The 21,283-nt window shown below is 66.4% G+C and carries 21 protein-coding genes; 20 read left to right on the top strand and 1 reads right to left on the bottom strand.

Features of this window, described 5'->3' with window-relative positions; all coding sequences use genetic code 11:
- The first annotated feature begins 12 nt into the window (after window positions 1-12).
- The 12 genes from AWC27_RS28640 (at window position 13) to AWC27_RS28585 (ending at window position 14,607) form a co-directional block, all read left to right on the top strand.
- Window positions 13-1,983 (top strand): DUF6541 family protein, encoded by a 1,971-nt coding sequence (locus tag AWC27_RS28640; protein WP_085674169.1) that lies wholly within the window; start codon window positions 13-15, stop codon window positions 1,981-1,983.
- Window positions 1,984-1,998: 15 nt separating this feature from the next.
- The gene (locus AWC27_RS28635; RefSeq protein WP_139837283.1) at window positions 1,999-2,532 is read left to right on the top strand and encodes a bacterial proteasome activator family protein; all 534 of its coding nucleotides are present in this window, start codon (window positions 1,999-2,001) and stop codon (window positions 2,530-2,532) included.
- A complete protein-coding gene (gene wzt, locus AWC27_RS28630) occupies window positions 2,498-3,349 on the top strand; it encodes a galactan export ABC transporter ATP-binding subunit Wzt/RfbE (protein ID WP_085674168.1) in 852 nt (283 codons plus the stop codon). Before AWC27_RS28635 ends, wzt begins: the two co-directional genes overlap by 35 nt.
- Window positions 3,346-4,260, top strand: coding sequence for a galactofuranosyltransferase GlfT1 (gene glfT1 / locus AWC27_RS28625; RefSeq protein WP_085674166.1), 915 nt, complete (start codon window positions 3,346-3,348; stop codon window positions 4,258-4,260). The genes wzt and glfT1 overlap by 4 nt, the downstream gene beginning before the upstream one ends.
- Window positions 4,257-5,087 (top strand): galactan export ABC transporter permease subunit Wzm/RfbD, encoded by an 831-nt coding sequence (gene wzm / locus AWC27_RS28620; RefSeq protein WP_085674164.1) that lies wholly within the window; start codon window positions 4,257-4,259, stop codon window positions 5,085-5,087. Before glfT1 ends, wzm begins: the two co-directional genes overlap by 4 nt.
- Window positions 5,088-5,105: 18 nt before the next feature.
- A complete protein-coding gene (locus tag AWC27_RS28615; RefSeq protein WP_245847573.1) occupies window positions 5,106-5,948 on the top strand; it encodes a class I SAM-dependent methyltransferase in 843 nt (280 codons plus the stop codon).
- 114 nt (window positions 5,949-6,062) lie between these two features.
- Window positions 6,063-7,904 (top strand): PE family protein, encoded by a 1,842-nt coding sequence (locus tag AWC27_RS28610; protein ID WP_085674162.1) that lies wholly within the window; start codon window positions 6,063-6,065, stop codon window positions 7,902-7,904.
- Between the two features lie 29 nt (window positions 7,905-7,933).
- A complete protein-coding gene (locus AWC27_RS28605) occupies window positions 7,934-9,079 on the top strand; it encodes a beta-ketoacyl-ACP synthase III (RefSeq protein WP_085674160.1) in 1,146 nt (381 codons plus the stop codon).
- A 5-nt stretch (window positions 9,080-9,084) separates the two neighbouring features.
- Window positions 9,085-9,336, top strand: coding sequence for an acyl carrier protein (locus AWC27_RS28600; protein ID WP_085674256.1), 252 nt, complete (start codon window positions 9,085-9,087; stop codon window positions 9,334-9,336).
- Window positions 9,336-12,254, top strand: a complete 2,919-nt coding sequence (locus tag AWC27_RS28595; protein WP_085674158.1) for a type I polyketide synthase — start codon at window positions 9,336-9,338, stop codon at window positions 12,252-12,254. Before AWC27_RS28600 ends, AWC27_RS28595 begins: the two co-directional genes overlap by 1 nt.
- Window positions 12,251-12,982, top strand: coding sequence for a thioesterase II family protein (locus AWC27_RS28590; protein WP_085674156.1), 732 nt, complete (start codon window positions 12,251-12,253; stop codon window positions 12,980-12,982). Before AWC27_RS28595 ends, AWC27_RS28590 begins: the two co-directional genes overlap by 4 nt.
- Complete coding sequence (locus AWC27_RS28585; RefSeq protein ID WP_245847571.1) at window positions 12,979-14,607, top strand: fatty acyl-AMP ligase; 1,629 nt, start codon at window positions 12,979-12,981, stop codon at window positions 14,605-14,607. The genes AWC27_RS28590 and AWC27_RS28585 overlap by 4 nt, the downstream gene beginning before the upstream one ends.
- A gap of 37 nt (window positions 14,608-14,644) precedes the next feature.
- On the opposite strand, the gene AWC27_RS28580 is transcribed toward AWC27_RS28585, so the two are convergent.
- Window positions 14,645-15,367: a C39 family peptidase gene (locus AWC27_RS28580; protein ID WP_085674152.1), complete on the bottom strand. Its 723-nt coding sequence runs from the start codon at window positions 15,365-15,367 to the stop codon at window positions 14,645-14,647.
- A gap of 127 nt (window positions 15,368-15,494) precedes the next feature.
- Here AWC27_RS28580 and AWC27_RS28575 point away from each other — a divergent pair, with 127 nt between their 5' ends.
- The 8 genes from AWC27_RS28575 to dprE2 all read left to right on the top strand — a co-directional run bounded on the left by AWC27_RS28575 (window position 15,495) and on the right by dprE2 (window position 21,281).
- Window positions 15,495-15,986, top strand: a complete 492-nt coding sequence (locus AWC27_RS28575) for a GTP cyclohydrolase I (RefSeq protein ID WP_085674150.1) — start codon at window positions 15,495-15,497, stop codon at window positions 15,984-15,986.
- Window positions 15,979-16,503, top strand: coding sequence for a 6-carboxytetrahydropterin synthase (locus AWC27_RS28570; RefSeq protein WP_085674148.1), 525 nt, complete (start codon window positions 15,979-15,981; stop codon window positions 16,501-16,503). Before AWC27_RS28575 ends, AWC27_RS28570 begins: the two co-directional genes overlap by 8 nt.
- A 54-nt stretch (window positions 16,504-16,557) precedes the next feature.
- A complete protein-coding gene (locus AWC27_RS28565; protein ID WP_085674146.1) occupies window positions 16,558-16,773 on the top strand; it encodes a hypothetical protein in 216 nt (71 codons plus the stop codon).
- A gap of 28 nt (window positions 16,774-16,801) precedes the next feature.
- Complete coding sequence (locus tag AWC27_RS28560) at window positions 16,802-17,929, top strand: SPFH domain-containing protein (RefSeq protein ID WP_085674144.1); 1,128 nt, start codon at window positions 16,802-16,804, stop codon at window positions 17,927-17,929.
- Between the two features lie 101 nt (window positions 17,930-18,030).
- Window positions 18,031-18,516, top strand: a complete 486-nt coding sequence (locus AWC27_RS28555) for a GreA/GreB family elongation factor (protein WP_085674142.1) — start codon at window positions 18,031-18,033, stop codon at window positions 18,514-18,516.
- A 30-nt stretch (window positions 18,517-18,546) separates the two neighbouring features.
- Window positions 18,547-18,972, top strand: a complete 426-nt coding sequence (locus tag AWC27_RS28550; protein WP_085674140.1) for a GtrA family protein — start codon at window positions 18,547-18,549, stop codon at window positions 18,970-18,972.
- A gap of 161 nt (window positions 18,973-19,133) precedes the next feature.
- Window positions 19,134-20,516 (top strand): decaprenylphosphoryl-beta-D-ribose oxidase, encoded by a 1,383-nt coding sequence (dprE1, locus tag AWC27_RS28545; RefSeq protein WP_085674138.1) that lies wholly within the window; start codon window positions 19,134-19,136, stop codon window positions 20,514-20,516.
- Window positions 20,517-21,281, top strand: a complete 765-nt coding sequence (gene dprE2 / locus AWC27_RS28540; RefSeq protein ID WP_085674136.1) for a decaprenylphospho-beta-D-erythro-pentofuranosid-2-ulose 2-reductase — start codon at window positions 20,517-20,519, stop codon at window positions 21,279-21,281.
- Window positions 21,282-21,283 lie beyond the last annotated feature (2 nt).

The raw sequence follows: 21,283 nt of genomic DNA, 5'->3' as shown, positions 1-21,283 counted from the left end.
CATACTAGTCGAGTGAGCTTGTTGTTCGGAACGCTGATCGCATTGATTTTGCTGATCGCACCGGGAGCCATCGTCGCGCGAATCGCGCAGGTGAGTTGGCCGATCGCCATCGCAGCGGGACCTCCGCTGACCTATGGCGTCGTGGCCTTGGCGATCATCCCCTACGGTGCGCTCGGCATCCCCTGGAACGGGTGGACGGCGCTGGCCGCCCTCGCCATCGTTTGCTTAATAGCAACGGGTTTGCAGCTATTACTCTCCCGCTCTCGCGACACCGCAGCCGAGGCACGCGCCGTCAGCCCCTGGGCCGGATTGACCGTGGCTGCCGGGGTACTGCTCGGCGTCGTGCTCATCGGCTGGGCGGCCTTCAGCGGCATCCCACACTGGCAATCCGTCCCCAGCACCTGGGACGCGGTCTGGCACGCCAACGAGGTGCGCTGGATCCTCGACACCGGCCAGGCGTCGTCGACCCACATGGGTGAGCTGCGCAATGTGGAGACCCATGCGTTGCTCTACTACCCGTCGGTGTTTCACGCGCTGGCCGCGGTGCTGTGCCAGCTGACCGGTGCCGCGGCGACCACCGGATACACCCTCACCTCGCTGGCCGCCGCGATCTGGTTGTTTCCCGTCAGCGCCGCAGTGCTCACCTGGCGCGTCTTGCGTTCCCACACCACCGAGTGGCGCACCGCCGGCGCGGCGGCCACCGCGGCGGCACTGTCGGCGTCGTTCACCGCGGTGCCCTATGTCGAGTTCGACACCGCCGCGATGCCCAATCTGGCGGCCTACGGAGTCGCCGTGCCGACCATGGCGTTGCTGACCTCGACCCTGCAGCACCGCGATCGCATCCCGATAGCGGTGCTGGCGCTGGTCGGGGTGTTCTCGGTGCACATCACCGGCGGCATGATCGTGGTGATGCTGACGTCGGCGTGGTGGGCGCTGGAGGTGCTGTGGCGTCCGGTCCGCAACCGACTTTCCGACCTGCTCACCCTCGCCGGTGTCGCCCTGCTTGCCGGGCTGATTCTGTTGCCGCAGTTCCTCAGCGTGACCCAGCAGGAAGACATCATCGCCGGGCATGCGTTTCCCACCTACCTCAGCAAGCGGCGCGGCCTGTTCGACGCGGTCTTCCAGCATTCCCGGCACCTCAACGATTTCCCGGTCCAGTACGCGATGACCGCGCTGGCCGTCGTTGGCGGGCTCATTCTGCTGGTCAAGAAGATCTGGTGGCCGCTGGCGGTGTGGCTGCTGCTGATCGTGATGAACGTCGACGCCGGCACGCCACTGGGCGGTCCGATCGGCGTGGTGGCCGGCGGCTTCGGCGAGTTCTTCTACAAGGACCCGCGACGCATCGCCGCGGCCACCACCCTGCTGTTGGCCGCCGGGGCTGGGCTGGGCCTGTTCGCGATCGTGGTGTTCGTGGTTGGTGTGACGAAGGTGCTTACCGGCCGTTTCAGACCCATGCCGGCGCGCTTCTGGGCGTCGGCTACCGCGGTGCTGCTGCTGGTTTGCACGCTGGTCAGTAACTGGCATTACTTCCCACGGCACCGATTTCTGTTCGGCGACAAGTACGACCAGGTGATGGTCAACGACCTCGACCTCAAAGCCATGGCGTACCTGGCGAAACTACCCGGGGCACGCGACACCATGATCGGCAACGCCAATACCGACGGCACGTCCTGGATGTATGCGGTGGCCGGTCTACATCCGCTCTGGACGCACTACGACTACCCCGTCCAGGCCGGCCCGGGCTACCACCGTTTCATCTTCTGGGCCTACGCCCGCAAAGGCGACAGCGATCCACGAGTCGTCGAGTCGATCAAGGCGCTCAACATCCGCTACATCCTGACCAGCACCCCCACGGTTCGCGGGTTCGCTGTCCCCGACGGGCTAGTCTCTCTGGAGAAATCGCCCTACTGGACGATGATTTACGACAACGGCGGCGCCCGGATTTTCGAATATCGCGGGAATGGCGCAACGACACGCCGCTAAGAGGCACGCAAGAGGATGGTGACTGGGTTGAGTACCGGCAGCGACGATTCAGATGACGGCATCGAGATCATCGGCGGCATCGATCCGCGGGTAATGGCGGTCGCTGACGACGATTCCGACGAGCGGTCGCTGACCGATCTCGTCGAACAGCCCGCCAAGGTGATGCGGATCGGCACCATGATCAAGCAACTGCTCGAGGAGGTCCGCGCGGCACCGCTGGACGAGGCCAGCCGCACCCGGCTGCGCGATATCCACGCCACCAGCATCCGGGAACTCGAAGACGGCCTGGCACCGGAATTGCGTGAGGAGCTCGACCGGCTGACCCTGCCGTTCAATGAGGACTCCGCACCCTCGGATGCCGAGTTGCGCATAGCCCAGGCGCAATTGGTCGGGTGGCTGGAAGGACTGTTCCACGGTATTCAGACGGCACTGTTCGCTCAGCAGATGGCCGCGCGCGCACAGCTCGAGCAGATGCGGCAGGGGGCGCTGCCGCCGGGGATCGGCAAGTCGGGTCATGGCGGCCCCCACGGCACCGGACAGTACCTCTAAAGCCGTGTCGACCGGCCCGCACATCGTCACCCGCGAGGCGTGGGTGGAATTTCCCATCTTCGACGCGAAATCGCGTTCGCTGAAGAAGGCCGTCCTGGGCAAGGCCGGTGGCACGATCGGGCGCAACAACTCCAACGTCATCGTCATCGAGGCGCTGCGCGACATCACCATGGAACTGAACCTGGGCGACCGGGTGGGTCTGGTGGGGCACAACGGGGCCGGGAAATCGACTCTGCTGCGCCTACTTTCGGGTATCTACGAGCCCACCCGCGGCTCGGCCAAGGTCACCGGCCGGGTGGCACCGGTCTTCGATCTGGGCATCGGCATGGACCCCGAGATCTCCGGCTACGAGAACATCATCATCAGGGGCCTGTTCTTGGGTCAGACCCGCAAACAGATGATGGCCAAGGTGGATGAGATCGCCGAGTTCACCGAGTTGGGCGAATACCTGTCGATGCCGCTACGCACCTATTCCACCGGCATGCGGGTCCGGCTGGCGATGGGCGTGGTCACCAGCATCGACCCCGAGATCCTGTTGCTCGACGAAGGCATCGGCGCGGTGGACGCCGACTTCCTGAAGAAGGCCCAGTCGCGGCTGCAAAGCCTGGTCGAACGTTCCGGAATCCTGGTGTTCGCAAGCCATTCCAACGAATTCCTGGCCCGGCTGTGCAAGACGGCGATGTGGATAGACCATGGCGTGATCAGGCTCACCGGCGGCATCGAAGACGTGGTGCGGGCCTATGAGGGCGAGGACGCCGCCCGGCATGTGCGCGAAGTGCTTGCCGAGACGCAGGCGTCCTCCGATGAGCGCCGGTGAGCGACGCCGTCATCGCCGTCGTGGTCACCCACCGGCGCCCCGAGGAACTCGCCCGATCGCTGGAGATGCTGACCACCCAAACCGTGCCGCCGGAAAAGGTCATCGTCATCGACAATGACGATTCCGGCGACAGCCGGGTGCACTATGTTGTTGCCGCACAAGATATCCCGTCGATCTATCTCAATTCGCGCCGAAACCTGGGCGGCGCAGGAGGTTTCGCGCTCGGCATCCTGCTCGCGCTGGCGCACGGCGCCGACTGGGTGTGGCTTGCCGACGACGACGGGCGCGCACAAGACACCCGCGTGCTTGCGACCCTGCTGGCGTGCGCCAAGAAGCACGGGCTGGCCGAGGTGTCACCGATGGTGTGCAACATGGACGATCCGGAGCGGCTGGCCTTTCCGCTGCGCCGCGGTCTGGTATGGCGCAGGCGCACAAGCGAATTGCGCACCGAGCCCGGACAGGACCTGCTACCCGGGATCGCCTCCTTGTTCAACGGGGCGCTGTTTGCGGCGTCCGCGCTGGAGGTGATCGGCATCCCGGACACCCGGCTGTTCATCCGCGGCGACGAGGTGGAGATGCACCGCCGGCTGGTCCGGTCCGGCCTGCGGTTCGGCACCTGCCTGGACGCGGTTTATCTACACCCCTGCGGATCTGACGAGTTCAAGCCGATCCTGGGCGGACGCATGCACACCCAGTACCCCGAAGACGCCGGCAAGCGGTTCTTCACCTACCGCAACCGTGGCTACCTGCTATCCCAGCCGGGCATGCGCAAACTGCTGCCCCAGGAGTGGCTGCGGTTCGGCTGGTTCTTCCTCGTGACTCGCCGCGACCCCAAGGGCCTCCTCGAGTGGTTTCGGTTGCGCCGCTTGGGACGTCGCGAGAAGTTCGGACGCCCAGGAGGTTCGCCATGACGTTCGTTGACGCGGCTGCTCAATCCAAAACCTTTGCCCGCGCCCGCGGCGACCTCGTAGCCGGGTTCCGTCGCCACGAGCTGTGGCTGCACCTGGGTTGGCAGGACATCAAGCAACGCTACCGGCGCTCGGTGCTGGGGCCGTTCTGGATCACCATCGCGACCGGGACGACGGCCGTGGCGATGGGCGGTCTGTACTCCAAGCTCTTTCACCTCGAACTGTCGGAGCACCTGCCCTACGTCACGCTCGGGCTGATCATCTGGAACCTGATCAACGCTTCCATCCTGGAAGGCGCGGACGTCTTCGTCCACAACGAGGGCCTGATCAAGCAACTCCCGACGCCGTTGAGCGTGCACGTCTACCGGCTGGTGTGGCGGCAGATGATCTTGTTCGCCCACAACATCGTGATCTACGTCGTCATCGCGATCATCTTTCCCAAGCCGTGGTCGTGGGCCGACCTGTCGGTACTGCCTGCGCTGGCGCTGATCATGCTCAACTGCATCTGGGTGTCACTGTGTTTCGGCATCCTGGCCACCCGTTACCGCGACATCGGGCCGCTGCTGAACTCGGTGGTGCAGCTGCTCTTCTTCATGACGCCGATCATTTGGAACGACACCACGCTGCAGCAGCAGGGCGCCGGGCGCTGGTCGAAGATCGTCGAACTGAACCCGCTGCTGCACTACCTCGACATCGTGCGGGCGCCGTTGCTGGGCGCCCCCCAGGAGCTGCGGCACTGGGCGGTGGTGGTGGTGCTGACGGTCGTCGGCTGGGTGATGGCGGCGTTCGCCATGCGCCAATACCGCGCCCGGGTGCCGTACTGGGTCTAGTGGGCGGAGGAACCGGCGGTGCCAACTCACGAACCAGCTCACGAAAAGATCGACGCCGCCCTGCTGACCGGTGTCTCCGAAACCGCCCTGCTAACCCTGAACGGCCGGGCCTACCAAGCCGGACTACCAGATGCGATCATCGACGACCCGATGGCGATCAAGCTCGTCGCATCCATTGACTTCGATTTCGCAAAGTTCGGCCGTAAGGGCCAGGAGATGGCGTTGCGGTCCCTGGCTGTCGACCGGTGCGCCATCAGGTACCTCGCCAGCCATCCCAACGCCACCGTCGTCGCCCTGGCCGAGGGCTTCCAAACCAGCTTCTGGCGGCTGAACACCGCCCTGCCGGATGCCCAATTCCGGTGGGTATCAATTGATCTGCCACCTGTGATCGAACTACGGCGGCGCCTGCTGCCGCCCTCCCCGCGCAGCACCGAACTTGCGCAGTCGGCGCTGGACTACAGCTGGATGGACAAGATCGACAGCACCAACGGCGTATTCATCACCGCCGAGGGATTGCTGATGTACCTGCAACCGCACGAGGCGCTGGGACTCATCGGCGAGTGCGCGCGGCGGTTTCCCGGCGGGCAGATGTTCTTCGACGTGCCGCCGACCATCGTGAAGAAGCTGGCGCCCAGAGGCATGCGCTCGTCCAAGCACTACCGGGTTCCCCCGATGCCGTTCAGTCTGTCGGTGCGGCAACTGGCGCATCTGACGAGCACCGTTCCCGGCGTCCGGGCGGTCCACGATGTGCCGATACCCAGGGGACGTGGCTGGTTCTTCGGAACCCTGTTCCCGGCGTTCTGGCGCTGCCCTCCGATCAAGCCGTTCCGCGGCGCCTATGCGCTGCTGGAATTCGGCTGACATCGGGCAAAACCTCGACGCCGGAGCGGACGCTCCGCTACAGTCTGTTAGTCGCCGGCGTACGCGCGTTCCAGGCGACAGACCAGTTGCTTCACCCCGCGAGAGGCAGGCGCGATGTCGTTCGTGATGGCTGCGCCCGAACAACTGGCCGCGGCGGCCACAGACATCGCGAGCGTAGGCGCGGCGGTGCGTGCAGCCAACACCGCGGCATTTGCTCCCACCACCGCTTTGGTTGCCGCCGGCGCCGATGAGGTGTCGACGGCACTCGCGTCGCTATTTGCCGGGTACGCCCAGGAGTATCGAGCGCTGAGCAGCCAAGTAGAGGCGTTTCACCAGAGGTTTATCCAGCTGCTGAGCACCAGCGCCGGTTCGTATGCCTGGGCTGAGGCAGCCAGCGCCAATCCGTTGCAGGCCTTGCTCACTGCCGTCAATGCTCCGACCGAAGCTTTGCTGGGACGGCCGCTGATCGGTGACGGCGCTGCCGGCGGCGCCGTCGACGGCGTGGGGCAGGCCGGCCGCGCCGGTGGTCTGTTGTACGGCAACGGCGGAGCGGGCGGGGCCAGCACGGCAGCCGGTCAAGCCGGCGGCGCCGGCGGCAGCGCGGGTCTGTTCGGGCACGGAGGGGCGGGCGGCGGCGGCGGAGCGGGCGCCGCCGGAGGCGCCGGCGGCAGCGGCGGGATGCTGTACGGCAACGGCGGCGCGGGTGGCGCCGGCGGGGTCGCGCTGGCCGGGGTCAACGGCGGCGACCCCGGGGCCGGAGGCCACGGCGGCAACGCCGTGCTGTTCGGCAACGGTGGCGACGGCGGTCAAGGGGGCGCGGCTCTGGCCGGCGCTAACGGGGTGAATGCGCAGTACACCGGCTCCCCGCCTGAGCAGGGAGCCGTCGGCGGATTCGTCTCCGGCCAGGACAGCGGCAGCGGCACCGTGGCGGTGCATGGCAGCACCGGCGCCCAGGGCACGACCGGGGGCCCCGGTGCTACCGGCGGCACGGGCGGCAACGGCGACTCCGCCTTCGCGAGCGGCACGTCCGGCTCCACCTCTGTCTCGGCGACGGGCGGCGATGGCGGGGACGGCGGTGCGACGGGTCCGGGCGGCACCGGGGGCAGCGGCGGCAACGGCGGCCACGCTTCGGTGTTGGTCAACAACGCCTCCGGAGCGCTCTCGGCCACCGGAGGCAATGGTGGTGCGGGAGCAAGCGGCGGCGATCAGGGCGGCGCCGGCGGTGTCGGCGGTATCGGCGGCGACGCCACCGCCTCCGACACACTCATCGCCGCCAATGCGCGCGGCGGCAACGGCGGCGCCGGAGGCGCCGGCGGCACCGGCGCCGTCGGCGGCAACGGCGGGGTAGGCGCGAGCGGGGGCAACGGCGGGCACGGCGGATGGCTGGTCGGCAACGGCGGCAACGGCGGCGCCGGGGGGATGGGCGGCCACGGCGGTGCCGGCGACACCGGCGGGATGGGCGGCACGGGTGGTAACGGCGGCACTGGTTATGTCGGCACCAGCAACAGCGGGCAAGACCCGCCACCACCATTTGAGCCTGCGACGGTCGGCGATGGCGGTAGCGGCGGGGCCGGTGGCGCCGGCGGCGCCGGCGGTGCGGGTGGCGCCGGAGGCGCCGGTGGGCAGGCCGGCGCGGCCGGACTGTTGAGCGGCATCGGCGGTAACGGTGGCGCCGGCGGTCTGGGGGGCGACGGCGGCAGCGGGGGTATGGGCGGCCACGGCGGGAATGGCGGGATGACCGACAGCAGGGGCACACATCTGCACGGGCCCGGCGACGCCGGAGCCGCCGGTGCCGGCGGCATGGGCGGCGCGGCAGGTGCCGCGGGTAACGGGGGCAGCGCGGGGCCCGGTGGTCTCCTGTTCAGCTCCCCAGGAGCAGTGGGCATCGGCGTCAGTGGCGCCGAGGGCAGCCAAGGCACCCGCGGCACTGCCGGCCAACCCGGCGACACCTTCTAACCGCGCAGCCGACGAGAGGAAACGACACCGTGAGAGACGTCTACATCACCGCATGCGCGGCGGCGATGCCCAACAATCCGGTCGACAACGACTCGATGGAGCAGGTGCTCGGGTACGTCGGGGGCAGCCCGTCGCCGCTGCGCAACCGGATTCTGGACAGCAACGGCATACATACCCGCTACTACGCCATCGACCCTGTGACACATGAATTTACGCATTCGAATGCCGAACTGACGGCCGAGGCCATCCGCAATCTCGACCACGACGGGGTCGACGTCGACGATATGCAGTCCCTGTTCTGCGGCACCTCCACACCCGACCAGCTGATGCCCGGTCACGCCCTGATGACGCAAGGTCTGCTGGGTATCACCGAGATCCCGGCGGTGACCACCGCCGGGATCTGTCTCAGCGGACTGACGGCTTGGGAATACGCCTGGCTAAGCGTGGCAAGCGGCCGTTACGACAATGCGGTTGCCAGCGGCTCGGACCTATTGTCGCCGCTGATTGCTGCCAATACGTTCTCGGTGGAGGTAGCGCATAGAACCGTCGATCCGGAGATCGGTTTGGCGATCGCCTTCGAGAAGGACTTCTTGCGGTGGATGCTCTCCGATGGCGCCGGCGCGATGTGGCTGGCATCCGAGCCCGCCGCCGATCGACTGAGTTTTCGGGTGGACTGGATCGAAACCTTCTCTTACGCAGGCGAAATGCCGGTGTGCATGCACCGCGGCCTCAAGGTCGGTGACGACGGGCGGACGACCGGTTGGCCGCAGCTGACGCCGACCGAGTGCATCGAGGAGGGTGTGTTCGCTATCCAACAGGACGTGCGGATGGTGAACAAGAACATCGTGCGCTACACGCTCGAGAAACCGCTGGTGAAGCTGATGGCGAAGTACGACTTCAAGGGCGAAGACATCGACTACCTGCTTCCCCACTATTCATCGATGTACTTCCACCAGCGCTCGGCCGACGCCCTCGAGCGCATCGGCTTGAACATCGAGCAGAGCAAGTGGTTCACCAACCTGACCTACAAGGGCAACACCGGGGCCGCATCGATCATGATCATGCTCGAGGAGCTGTATCACTCGGGGCGAGTCAAAGAAGGCGACCGGATCCTGTGCGGCGTTCCCGAAAGCGGGCGGTTCTCCACGGGTTTCGCGCATCTGACAGCGGTGTGAACTCGATGATCAGCACTGACGTCTCCGAGTTGGCGGACTGGCTCGTCGGCAAGGTCGCCGCATACCTCAATGTGTCGCCCGCGGCGGTCGACGCCGATCTTCCGTTGGCCGACTGCGGCATTGACTCTGCCATGAGCCTGTCGCTGTGCGCGGACCTGCAGTGCGAACATGGCTTGGAGGTTGAGACGACCATCGTGTGGGATTACCCGACCATCAACGCGATCGCGGAGCATCTGGCTGGCGGGCAGGGCGGCTGATGACGCCGATCGCCGTAGTCGGCATGGACTGCCGGTTCCCGGGCGCGCAGGATAAGGACGCGTTCTGGCGCCTCTTGCTGGACGGCGTGGTCACCGACACCGAAATACCCACGCAGCGCTGGGATGTGGACAGCTATTACCATCCCGACGGAGTCGCCGGCTCGATGAATACCCGCCGCGCCCACTTCCTCGACGACGTCGACGCATTCGACAACGAATTCTTCGGCATCGCTCCAATCGAGGCCTGGGTGCTGGACCCGCAGCAGCGATTGTTGCTCCAGGCGTCCTGGCGAGCCCTCCAAGACGCAGGCATCGACCCGAAGTCGCTCGCCGGCACGCCAACCGGCGTATTCGTCGGCGTGATGTCCGGCGAGTGGGGCAGTCGGCAGATGTACGACTACCCGCGGCTGACCCCGTTGCACGGTTCGGGCAGCGGCTATTTCATGTTGGCCAACCGAATCTCCTATCACCTGAACCTGACCGGTCCGAGCATGGCGATCGACACCGCCTGCTCATCGTCGCTGACCGCGCTGCATCAGGCCTGTTCGGCGTTGCGTGCGCGCGACGTCGACATCGCCATCGCCGGCGGGGCGAATCTGGTGCTCACTCCCGCGCTTTCGGTGTTCTATACCCAAGCCGGATTATCGGCGCCGGACGGACGTTGTAAACCGTTCTGCCAGCACGCCGATGGCATCGGCCGGGGTGAGGGCGTGGCGGCAGTTGTGCTGCGGCGGGTCGACGACGCGATTGCCGCGGGCCAGCCGATCTACGCGGTGGTGAAGGCCTCAGCGGTCAACCACGATGGCCGCAGTAACGGCGTCACCGCCCCGAATCGCCGATCTCAAGCGGAATTGATGCGCCGCACATTGCGCCTGGCCGACGTCGACGCGGATCAGTTGGATTTCGTCGAAGCACATGGCACCGGAACGGTTCTCGGCGACATGATCGAAGCCAACGCACTCGGCGATCTGCACCGGTCGCGGACCGGTGCGCCGTGCCTGCTGGGCTCGGTGAAGGGAAACATCGGCCACACCGAGGGAGCCGCGGGTATAGCGTCGTTCATCAAGGCGTGCCTGTCGCTGCATCATCGGGTGCTGCCACCCACTATTGTTGCCGGACAAGCCAATCCGGGCCTACGGCTGGAATCCCAGGGTCTGACGCTCGCGCAGGGCGCCGGTGACCTGTCCCCCGAAGGCGCGCTGGGTGCGGTGAGCTCATTCGGTCTCGGCGGCGGTAACGCTCATGTCGTGCTGGAGTCGGCACCTGTTGCGCTGCCGGCGCGCAACGGCGACCTGGGCGTCCTGACGCTCTCGGCTCCGAACGAACGGGCGTTGCGCCGCAACGCCGAGACTTACCAGTGCGCGCTGCGTGACCTCGATGGCCAGCGAATCGGCTCCTGGTGTCATACCACCAACGTGGTCAACCGGTCGCATCGGCACCGATTGGTTGCCCATGGTGATCGGGACGGCTTGGTGGCCAGCCTGAAACGGTACCTCAACGGCGCTGGCTCCGAACTGGTTTCGTCGGCCCCGATTCGCAAGGGAGAGGCCGACGTCGGCCTCTTTTGTTCGGGCCAGGGCACCCAGTATGCGGGCATGACCCGATCGCTCTACAACAGTCATCCGGCCTATCGGGAACAACTTGAATCGGTGTGCGCCGTGCTCGATCGGCATCTGCCCACGAAGCTGTTGGCCACGATACTGGGTGAGCAGCCCGGCCTCGATGACACCCGACTCGCGCAGCCCGCACTGTTCGCAGTCGGCTATTCATTGGGAAAAGCGTTGCTGAATAACGGACTTCGCCCGGCGTTCGGCATCGGTCACAGCATCGGTGAGATCACCGTCGCGGTGCTGGCCGGTGTCCTCTCGGTAGCGGATGCCGCCGCGGTGGTGGCCACTCGCGGCGAGCTGATGGGGTCACTGGATCCCGGCGGCGCCATGATCGCCGTCGATGTGCCGCTAGAGCAGGCGCAGCCGCTGGTTGACACGGACCCGGACTGTGCGATCGCTGCCGTGAATGGCCCCCGCGCGGTGGTCATCTCCGGGCCGGCCGCATCGCTGGCCACGCTCAGTGCCGACATCCGCCGCGGTGGCGGACGGGTGCAGCAGCTTGCGGTGTCGCATGCTTTTCACTCGCCGTCGATGCGGCCCATTGTCGCCGATTTCCGGCGTGCGATCTCGGGTCTGGCACCGAAGGCGGCCGCCTTTCCCATCTTTTCGACGGTTACCGGCACACAGGTCGATGGGGCTGACATGGATGCCGAGTATTGGGCGCGACAGATCTGTTCGCCGATACGGTTCGCCGATGCGCTCGATGCCGCCACGCGCGCGATGCGGACCTCTTACGTCGCCGAGGCCGGCCCACGCACAACCCTGCTCAGCTTGGCTCGCCGATGTGGATTGCCGCCACAGACCCGTTCGCTGCGGCTGTGCACCGGTCCTGACTCCACTGGATCGGAGCTATTGGAGGTCGCGGCGGTGCTGATGCGTGACGGGTATTCGCCTGACTTGTCACAGGTTTACGGCCGGACACTGCATCCGCTGGAGCACATCGCGCCCTACACCTTCGATGCCACCAATCGATTCTGGTTTACCGAAGCCGCCGCGCCGCCGGCGGAATCGAGCAGAGAACCCGCCGCTGACGCGCGCACGGCGCCCTCCGATCTGGCGGGCGAAGTACTCGTCTTGATCGCGCGGGTTGGCGGCTACCCGGTGGACGAGATAACGCGGTCGAGCCGGCTCAGCGAGGATCTGGGGTACGACTCGCTGCTGCAACTACGTCTCTTCGAGCAGGTACGCCGCCAGTATCCGCAACTGGCGCTGAAAAGCGTTGCAGACCTGCCGTCGAGCGTTGACAGTGTGGGCTCTTTGGTCGACTTGATGGTGGAACGTCTCGGTGTGGCCGGTGGCCTCAGGTGAGCGCCATCGAGCTGGTGTGTTTCCCGTACGCGGGGGGCGGCGCTATGTCGTTCAATCTGCTGCGCCGAGATCTGTTGGCGGCCGGTGCCGGCGTCAACGTGACCACCGTGGAGCTTCCGGGCCGGGGTATCCGGCGCGAGGAGGCCCGCTTTGTCGATGCGGTGATGTGTGCCCGGTCGCTCGCCGCCGAACTTGGCGACCTGTTGTGCGCTCCTCATGTGCTGCTCGGCCACAGCATGGGGGCGTTGCTTGCGTATCTGGTTGCACAAGAGCGGATTTCGCTGGGGCTGCGGCGGCCCGAGGCGGTGGTGGCGGCGGCCGCCTGCGCACCCCACCTGATCGAAAACCCCTACGATCTCGACACTATCGACGATTACGACCTCGCTCTGGAGCTCGCCAGCTTCGGCGGACTGCCGGTCGGTCTGCTGTCACAGCCGGAGTGGCTGGTGGCATTGATGCCGGCCATCCGTGACGACCTGAGGATCTGTCAGTCCTATCGCCGGTCCGGCTCGCCCCTGCCCTGTCCGCTGCATATCTTGGGCGCCTACCACGACCCGTTGGTGCCGGTCGATGCGTTGGCCGCCTGGGCGGACTACTCGATTGCGCCGCAACCGGTCCGGCTCTTCGACGGCGGCCATTTTCTGTTCCAGCGAGCCAATCCCGACGTGGTAACCGCGATCGCCGACATCGCCGACGATGCACTCGGACAAAAGGAACCCGCCTGTTGAGCAGCCTGATTCGCGAGATCGTCGCCGTCGCGGCGGCCACGCCGCACGGCCTGAACTTCGGCCCCGTCGCCGAGCCGAAGCGGATGACCTGGAGCGAGGTGCACCGAACCGCCGCCGGCATGTCGAATGCCCTGGCCGCCAGCGGCATTGGCCGAGGTGACGCCGTCGCGGTGTTGGCCGGGGACGCATCCGACGTGGCACCGCTGGCCCAGGCGCTGTGGATTCGCGGCACCGCACTGACCATGCTGCAACACCCGACGCCGCGTATTGATCTGGCGGTCTGGGTTTCCGACACGGTGCGCGCGGTGCGCATGCTCGGGGCATCCGTCGTCGTCGTGGGCGAGCCGTTCGGTATGGCGATAACGGCGCTGACCGAGGCGGGGTTGACGGTATGCACCGTGGACTCGTTGCGCGGCGACGGCCCCCTTGCGCTGGAGCCCACCGACGACGGCGACATCGCGATGCGCCAGCTCACCTCGGGCTCAACCGGAATCCCGAAGGCGGTGGAGATCAGCCACGGCAACCTGGCCGCGAACATCGAATCGACCCGGCTGGCGGTGGACCTCGTGGCCGGGCGCAGCGTGACCGTCAGCTGGCTGCCACTCTGCCACGACATGGGCATGGTTGGGTTTGTCTGTGTACCAATGCGATTGGGCCTCGAGGCGGTCGTGATCCGGACCGATGAGTTCCTGCGGCGGCCGATCGTGTGGGCCGAGATGATCAGCAAGTTCCGGGCGACAGTGACCGGCGGTCCCAATTTCGGCTACTCGGTGCTCGCCCGGGTACTCGAGCGCGCCGATCCGCGCGCGATCGACCTGTCATCGCTGCGGGTGGCGATCAACGGCGCCGAACCCATCGATCACCGCGACCTCGAGCACTTCGCCACTGTGGGAGCGCGGTTCGGCATGCGACCCGGCGTGCCCACACCGTTCTACGGATTGGCTGAAGCGACGTTGACGGTGACGGCCGGCTCCTTCCTGGCGCCTGCTGTAGTCGACCGTGTGTCCCGCCGGCGGCTGACGGTGGCCCACCGTGCCGAACCCGCCATCTCCCAAGCCCAGGATGTACAACACATCGTCTGCGTCGGACTGCCCGTCAGCGGCACCGAGGTGCGTATCACCAAGGACCGCAACGTGCTGGGCCACAGGGAAATCGGCACCATCGAACTGCGCGGACCATCGGTCGCCGGCAGTTACCGCACGGTCGCCGGCGTCGTGGCGCTGGCCGGGCAGGACGGTTGGTTCGACACCGGTGACCTTGGCTACCTGGACGAACAGGGGCGGCTCTACATCTGCGGCCGCAGCAAGGATCTCATCGTGCTGGCCGGGCGGAACCTCTACCCGCACGACATCGAGCGGGCCGCCGCCGGCGTCGAAGGCGTGCGCAAGGGGTGTGTGGTGGCCCTGCGGGTGGATGCCGATCGCGAGGGCTTCGCGGTGCTCGCCGAGGTCTACGACCGCTACGACGAGCAGGCACGCACCCAGCTCCGCCGCGACATCGCCGCGCGGGTCAGCACGCACGTCGGGCACGCACCGCGCGAGGTGCGGTTGCTCGCACCCGGCAGCCTGCCCAAGACCACATCGGGCAAGTTGCGCCGCAGCAGCGCTCGCGCGCTGCTTCAGTAAAAGATGGCAGGTATTGGTGGCTCGCGAGGGTGCGGGCCTAGGCCGTCGCTGCGGTGACGATCATGGCGCGGCCGCTGGTGGCCCACGATTTTGCGAAGAGTTCGATCGCTATCGTCTCGTCCCTGCCCTGCGGGACTGCGCTGTCGTTCAGATGCACTTTGCCGCTCGCGGTGTCCACACCGGTGACGACGACGGCGTGGTCGGCGGCCGGGTTGCCGGTGTTGTCCTTGGTCTCGACCGGGATGCCCCAGATGAGCTCGGCGTTCACGCCCGCGATCACCTTGTGTCCGCCGGCTAGGTAGTCCTCGAGCGCATCCAGGCCGCCGCCGTTGACCAGCGCGGCACTGATGCCGTAGCGCGCCAGCAGCACCGGCAGGTCCGCAGGCTCGATGCCCTGGCCGGTGTGGTTGACGTCGTTGACGTCTGTGGGCGGCGTGTACACCGGCCCGCGGTGCACCCGGCTGGGCATCCGGTGCGCGACGGCGATGATCTCCTGCTCGGAGACCACTCGCTGGGTCAGCTGGCCGATCACGTCGGCGGCTGCCATCAGCCCGCAGTCGTCGAGCGATTGTTGAGCCCAGTACGGGGCGGCGGCGGCCGGGTCCCCGTACATCCTCGCCCTGGTGGCGTCGTCATGCGATCGTGCGGCCGCGTGGGCCAATCCCGTCGCCAGACCCACGGCAAGTGCGGCGGCGAAGGCCGCCAAACCGGCGTTGCGGACCGCCGTGCGCGCTGTGCCGCCAAGCTTGCGAATGCCCATGTAAAGAGGCTCGGACGGCGGCCTGTTCGGAAACTCGGCGAATTCTTGGAGCCCGAAAGCCGTGGCTTTGAGGATCCGCCAAGAATCCTTTGAGAATCCGCCAAGGCGTCGCCAAGAGGCTTAGGCCGTGCCACAAACAGCCTCAATACGAGCGGACCTCTCCGCGTTCGCCGGCGGATCCCTGCTGCACTTCCCACTCAACGAACCCGCCGTCGCTGACCCCGACCTCGTAGTGGTCCCTGAGGTCGCGTTCCAGTCTCTGTGCGAGCATCATCTGCTGCCCTACAACGGCGTCGTGCACATCGGGTATCTGCACGGTGAAAATCTCTTAGGGCCAACAGAATTAGCCCGGATCGTGGAGGCGTGTTCGGGCGGCATTCAGGATCAGCAACGGATGACCACCCGGATAGGCCTGTGGTTGCACCACCAACTCAGGGCACGCGGGCTAGGCGTGCTGGTGGAGGGCGACTACACCTGCGCGGCGGGCCGAGGCGGCTTCGCTGGGCCCAAAACCACCCTGGCCTTCCACGGCTCGCTGCGCCACAGCGCTACCGAGCAACGCGAATTCCTCACGCTGGCAAGGAAAGAACTCGGAAAGGGAAAGTTCGGAAATGACTGATATGGCCTTGGCCGAAGCGGTGCAGATCGCTACCATGCACCGCCCCGACGCCCCCATCGGCCGCACGGCGCGGTTTCATCTCCGTAAGCGCTTCGGCGATCTGCCCTGCTGTCATCGCTCGTGGTCCCGTCAGGGCAAGCGGTTCTTCCTGCACGGCTACGAGCGCACCTTCGAGATCGAGTTCGCCTGCGCCGAACCGGATCCCGGCACCGGTCTGGTGCTGGATACCCGTACCCTCAAAGACGTGCGGGCGGCACTGCGGCGGCAATTCGACCACACCACACTGATCGCCGCCGACGACCCCCAGCGCGACCTGTTCGAGCTCCTGGCCGACCAGGGCGTCATCGATCTGCGGATCATGGAATGCACCGGGATGGAGGGGTCGGCGGCATGGGTATTCGACACCGTCGACCGCATCGTCGGTAACGCGACCCACGGCCGGGTCTGGGTATCGCGGATCGAGGCACGGGAGAACCGCAACAACGTGATCACCCTGACCGCCGAACCGGCGGATTGACCGCTGAAGACCCTGGACTCGACGGTTGCCCCGTCGAGGGAGCAGTATGCCAACGTGACTGACGTCTCGCTGATCGGTTGCGTGGGGACGTTGATCGTGGCGACCCGCGGCCGCCACGGTGCCGGCGAGGTGCTGCTCAGCGTGCGCGGATCCAAAGAGGCCTTCCTGGCACGGTCCGACGAACCGCTGCCGAAAGGCACCAAGGTGCTGGTAGTCGAAGCCTCCAGCCCACGGACCGTCGTCGTCGAGCCTTGGCTCGAAATCCCTTGAAAACCATGAAACAGCAAGGAGTTTGACAATGCTCGGTTATAGAGTGCCCGCCCCCGACGAGGCGATGCTCATCTCGGGCGGCAAAGCAAAGGGGAACGCCCCCTTCCGGGTCGTCACCGGCCACGGCGCCTTCGTCATCCCCTTCTTCCGCAAGGCCGCGTTCCTGACGCTGGCCATGTGTGAGGCCGAGGTCGCCGAGAAGTGCGTCACCCAGCAGGGCATCACCCTCAACGTCCGCGCGGTCATCGCCTTCAAGGTGGGCAACGACACCGAAAGCATCACCGCCGCGGCCCAGCGATTCCTGTCCGAGCAGGACCAGATGTCGGTGCTGACCGGCCGCATCTTCGCCGGCCACCTGCGTTCGATCATCGGCTCGATGACCGTCGAGCAGATCATCCGGGAACGTCAGAAGCTGGCCACCGAGGTGCTCGACGGTTCCAAGGAGGAGATGGCCCGGATCGGCCTGTCCGTCGACGCCCTGCAGATCCAGTCCATCGACGACGACGGGCTGGGCTACATCAATGCGATGTCGGCACCGCACAACGCGGCCATCCAGCAGCAGGCTCAGATCGCTCAGGCGCAGGCCAACCAGGCAGCCGCGGAGGCCGAGCAGGAGTCACAGCGCAAGCAGGCCGAATTCGCCCGCCAAACCGCGATCGTCAAGGCGCAATACAAGGCCGAAGTCGATAAGGCGCAGGCTCAGGCCGCCCAGGCCGGGCCGCTGGCCGAAGCCCAGGCCCAGCGCGAGGTCTTGGCGATGCGCACCGAATTGGCCGAGCGTGCCGCCGAACTGCGCCAGCAGGAACTGGTCGCCGAAGTGGTCAAGCCCGCCGAGGCCGAGGCCGAACGGGTCCGGATCCTGGCCGTCGCCGACGCGGAGAAGATGAAGATTCAAGCTGAGGCGGCCGCCTCCCACAATCGGGTGGCCCTGGACCGGATGCTCATCGACCAGCTGCCCGACATCGTGGAGAAGGCGGCGCTGGGGCTTTCCAGTGCAAACCTCACCGTGCTCAACGGCGCCGACGGCCTGGGCCAGGTGGCCAGCGGGCTGGTATCTCAGGGACTGGCGATTTTCGACACACTGCGCAACGGCGTCGCCCACTACGACGAAGAAGAGATCGCGCCGGTCGTCGGAATCCCGAAGGACGGCGCATAGCTCCGCAAACGCTTTACGAATACCGGTGACGTCTGCCTTTTTGTGGTGTATCACTGATAGGCCACGAACACAGGCAACTCTGCGGCGAAAGGTCGGCGGACGTGAGCGAGGAAGCCCAATCAACGGACCTGGCGGCAGCGGCGCGCGAACACCTCGCAGCCGAACTCGACCGGCTGCGGCAACGCTACGACCGCCTCGAGACTGAGGTCAAAAACGATCGCGGCATGGTCGGCGACCACGGCGACGCGGCCGAAGCCATCCAGCGCGCCGACGAATTGGTCGTCCTCGCCGACCGGATCAACGAACTCGACCGGCGGTTGAAGGGTGGCCCCGCGCCCACCAGCGGATCCGAGGCGCTGCCCGGCGGCACCGAAGTCACCTTGCGGTTTGCCGACGGTGAAGTCGTCACGATGCACGTGATCTCCATCGTCGAAGAGACGCCGGTGGGCCACGAGGCCGAGACGTTGACCGCGCGCAGTCCCTTGGGGCAAGCCCTGGCGGGACGTCAACCGGGCGACACCGTGACCTACTCCACCCCGCAGGGCCCCAACCAGGTCGAGCTACTCTCGGTGAAGTTGCCCAGCTAGCCCAGCCATGCGGCCCGCTAAACTCCCCCGATGGCCAACCCACTACCGGAGGCAGCGCCGTCGCAGCCGTTGAGCCTGACGACGCAGGCGTGGCGCTTCATCGTCACCGGTGGTTTTTCGGCGATCGTCGACTTCGGCCTCTACGTGCTGCTCTATAAGGCCGTGGGCCTGCAGGTTGACCTGGCTAAATCGCTGAGCTTCATCGCCGGCACCATCACCGCATACCTGATCAACCGGCGCTGGACCTTTCAGGCCGCACCGAGCACCCGCCGGTTTGTCGCGGTCATGGTGCTTTACGCGATCACCTTCGCCGTGCAGGTCGGACTCAACCATCTGTCTCTGGCACTGCTGCACTACCGCACATGGGCGGTACCCGTCGCGTTCGTGATCGCGCAGGGCACCGCGACGGTGATCAATTTCATCGTGCAGCGCACGGTGATCTTCCGGGTCCGCTAACGGGGCCGCTGACGGGGCCAGACCGCGTCGGATTTGCCATTGCGTGTGCGTCCTGGGCGCAAAATCAGCCGGATTTGCGCCCTGAGCGCTCACTGGAAGCCGTGGCTGCACACTGAGCGCCGTCAGCGCCGTCGGCAGAACAGGCGGTACCCTCTTTGACGATGTCGAGCGCCGACCTTCCCACCACCCCCACCCGGCTGACCGGGTGGGGACGCACCGCGCCCTCGGTGGCCGAGGTGCTGCGCACCCCGGATCCAGAGGTGATCGCCAAAGCAGTAGCGCGCGTGGCTGACGCAGGCGGCCGGGGCGTCATTGCCCGCGGGCTGGGCCGTTCCTACGGCGACAACGCGCAGAACGGCGGCGGCCTGGTCATCGACATGACCCCGCTATCGCGCATCCACTCCATCAGCGCCGAGACCAAGCTGGCCGACGTCGACGCCGGGGTGAACCTCGATCAGCTGATGAAGGCGGCGCTGCCCTTCGGGCTGTGGGTTCCGGTACTGCCGGGCACCCGGCAAGTCACGGTGGGCGGCGCCATCGCGTGCGATATCCACGGCAAGAACCATCACAGCGCGGGCAGCTTCGGCAACCACGTCCGCAGCATCGACCTACTGACCGCCAACGGCGAGGTCCGGCATTTGCAGCCCGCCGGCGAGGACGCCGAACTGTTCTGGGCCACCGTCGGCGGTAACGGCCTGACCGGCATCATCCTGCGGGCCACCATCGAAATGACGGCCACCGAGACGGCGTATTTCATTGCCGACGGCGACGTCACCGCGAGCCTGGACGAAACCATCGCGCTGCACAGCGATGGCAGCGAGGCCAACTACACCTACTCGTCGGCCTGGTTCGACGCGATCAGCCCGCCGCCGAAGCTGGGCCGCGCGGCGGTGTCCCGCGGCTCGCTGGCCACCCTGGACCAGCTCCCCGAGAAGCTGCGCCGCAATCCACTGAAATTCGATGCGCCGCAACTGTTCACGTTTCCCGACGTGTTTCCCAACGGGCTGGCCAACAAATACACCTTCGGGCCCATCGGCGAACTCTGGTACCGCAAATCCGGCACGTATCGCGGCAAGATCCAGAACCTGACGCAGTTCTACCACCCGCTGGACATGTTCGGCGAGTGGAACCGCGCCTACGGTTCGTCGGGCTTCCTGCAGTACCAGTTCGTCATTCCGCCCGAAGCGGTCGACGAGTTCAAGCGCATCATCACCGACATCCAATCCAGTGGCCACTACACGTTTCTCAACGTGTTCAAGTTGTTCGGCCCGGGCAACCAGGCCCCGCTGAGCTTCCCGATCCCGGGCTGGAACATCTGCGTCGACTTCCCGATCAAAGCCGGGCTGGGCAAGTTCGTCAGCGAACTCGACCGGCGGGTAATGGAATTCGGCGGCCGGCTCTACACCGCAAAAGATTCCCGCACAACCGCCGAAACCTTCCACGCCATGTATCCGCGTATCGACGAATGGATCGCGCTGCGCCGCAAGGTCGATCCTTTGCGGGTGTTCGCCTCTGACATGGCCCGACGTTTGGAGCTGCTGTAGATGGTGCTTGACGCGGTTGGAAATCCCCAGACGGTGCTGCTGCTCGGCGGCACCTCCGAGATCGGGCTGGCCATCTGCGCGCGCTACCTGCGCGACGCCCCGGCCCGAATAGTGCTGGCCTGCATGCCCGAAGACCCGGGCCGCGACGACGCGGTCGCTGCGATGAAAGCCGCCGGCGCGCGCTCGGTGGAGGTGGTCGACTTCGACGCGCTGCAGACTGACACTCATCCGAAGGTCATCGACGAATGCTTCAACGGCGGCGACGTGGATGTCGCGATCGTGGCGTTCGGGTTGCTCGGCGATGCCGAGGAGTTGTGGCAGAACCAGTACAAGGCCGTGCAGATCGCCGAAATCAATTACACCGCAGCGGTTTCGGTGGGGGTTCTGCTCGGCGAGAAGATGCGCGCGCAAGGCTTCGGCCAGATCATCGCGATGAGCACGGTAGCCGGTGAACGGGTGCGCCGGTCGAACTTCGTCTACGGCTCCACCAAGGCCGGCCTGGACGGTTTTTACCTCGGGCTCTCAGAGGCGTTGCGCGAGTATGGCGTTCGCGTGCTGGTGATCCGGCCGGGCCAGGTGCGAACCCGGATGAGCGCGCACATCAAGGAAGCCCCGCTGACCGTCGACAAGGAGTACGTCGCCAACCTCGCGGTGACCGCGGCCGCAAAAGGTAAGGAATTGGTTTGGGCGCCAGCAGCGTTCCGCTACGTGATGATGGTGTTGCGGCACATCCCGCGGACCATCTTCCGCAAGCTGCCAATCTGAGC

Origin of the sequence: Mycobacterium szulgai (assembly GCF_002116635.1) — a bacterium.
In the GTDB taxonomy this organism is placed as follows: domain Bacteria; phylum Actinomycetota; class Actinomycetes; order Mycobacteriales; family Mycobacteriaceae; genus Mycobacterium; species Mycobacterium szulgai.
This window is presented reverse-complemented; position numbering and strand designations above follow the sequence as displayed.

Coding starts and splice junctions, on each gene's coding strand:
- AWC27_RS28570 (WP_085674148.1), top strand. CDS start 15,979: ATGACTGATATGGCCTTGGCCGAAGCGGTGCAGATCGCTACCATGCAC.
- wzm (WP_085674164.1), top strand. CDS start 4,257: ATGACGTTCGTTGACGCGGCTGCTCAATCCAAAACCTTTGCCCGCGCC.
- AWC27_RS28580 (WP_085674152.1), bottom strand. CDS start 15,367: ATGGGCATTCGCAAGCTTGGCGGCACAGCGCGCACGGCGGTCCGCAAC.
- AWC27_RS28560 (WP_085674144.1), top strand. CDS start 16,802: ATGCTCGGTTATAGAGTGCCCGCCCCCGACGAGGCGATGCTCATCTCG.
- dprE1 (WP_085674138.1), top strand. CDS start 19,134: ATGTCGAGCGCCGACCTTCCCACCACCCCCACCCGGCTGACCGGGTGG.
- AWC27_RS28610 (WP_085674162.1), top strand. CDS start 6,063: ATGTCGTTCGTGATGGCTGCGCCCGAACAACTGGCCGCGGCGGCCACA.
- AWC27_RS28635 (WP_139837283.1), top strand. CDS start 1,999: ATGGTGACTGGGTTGAGTACCGGCAGCGACGATTCAGATGACGGCATC.
- AWC27_RS28595 (WP_085674158.1), top strand. CDS start 9,336: ATGACGCCGATCGCCGTAGTCGGCATGGACTGCCGGTTCCCGGGCGCG.
- AWC27_RS28600 (WP_085674256.1), top strand. CDS start 9,085: ATGATCAGCACTGACGTCTCCGAGTTGGCGGACTGGCTCGTCGGCAAG.
- wzt (WP_085674168.1), top strand. CDS start 2,498: ATGGCGGCCCCCACGGCACCGGACAGTACCTCTAAAGCCGTGTCGACC.
- dprE2 (WP_085674136.1), top strand. CDS start 20,517: ATGGTGCTTGACGCGGTTGGAAATCCCCAGACGGTGCTGCTGCTCGGC.
- AWC27_RS28550 (WP_085674140.1), top strand. CDS start 18,547: ATGGCCAACCCACTACCGGAGGCAGCGCCGTCGCAGCCGTTGAGCCTG.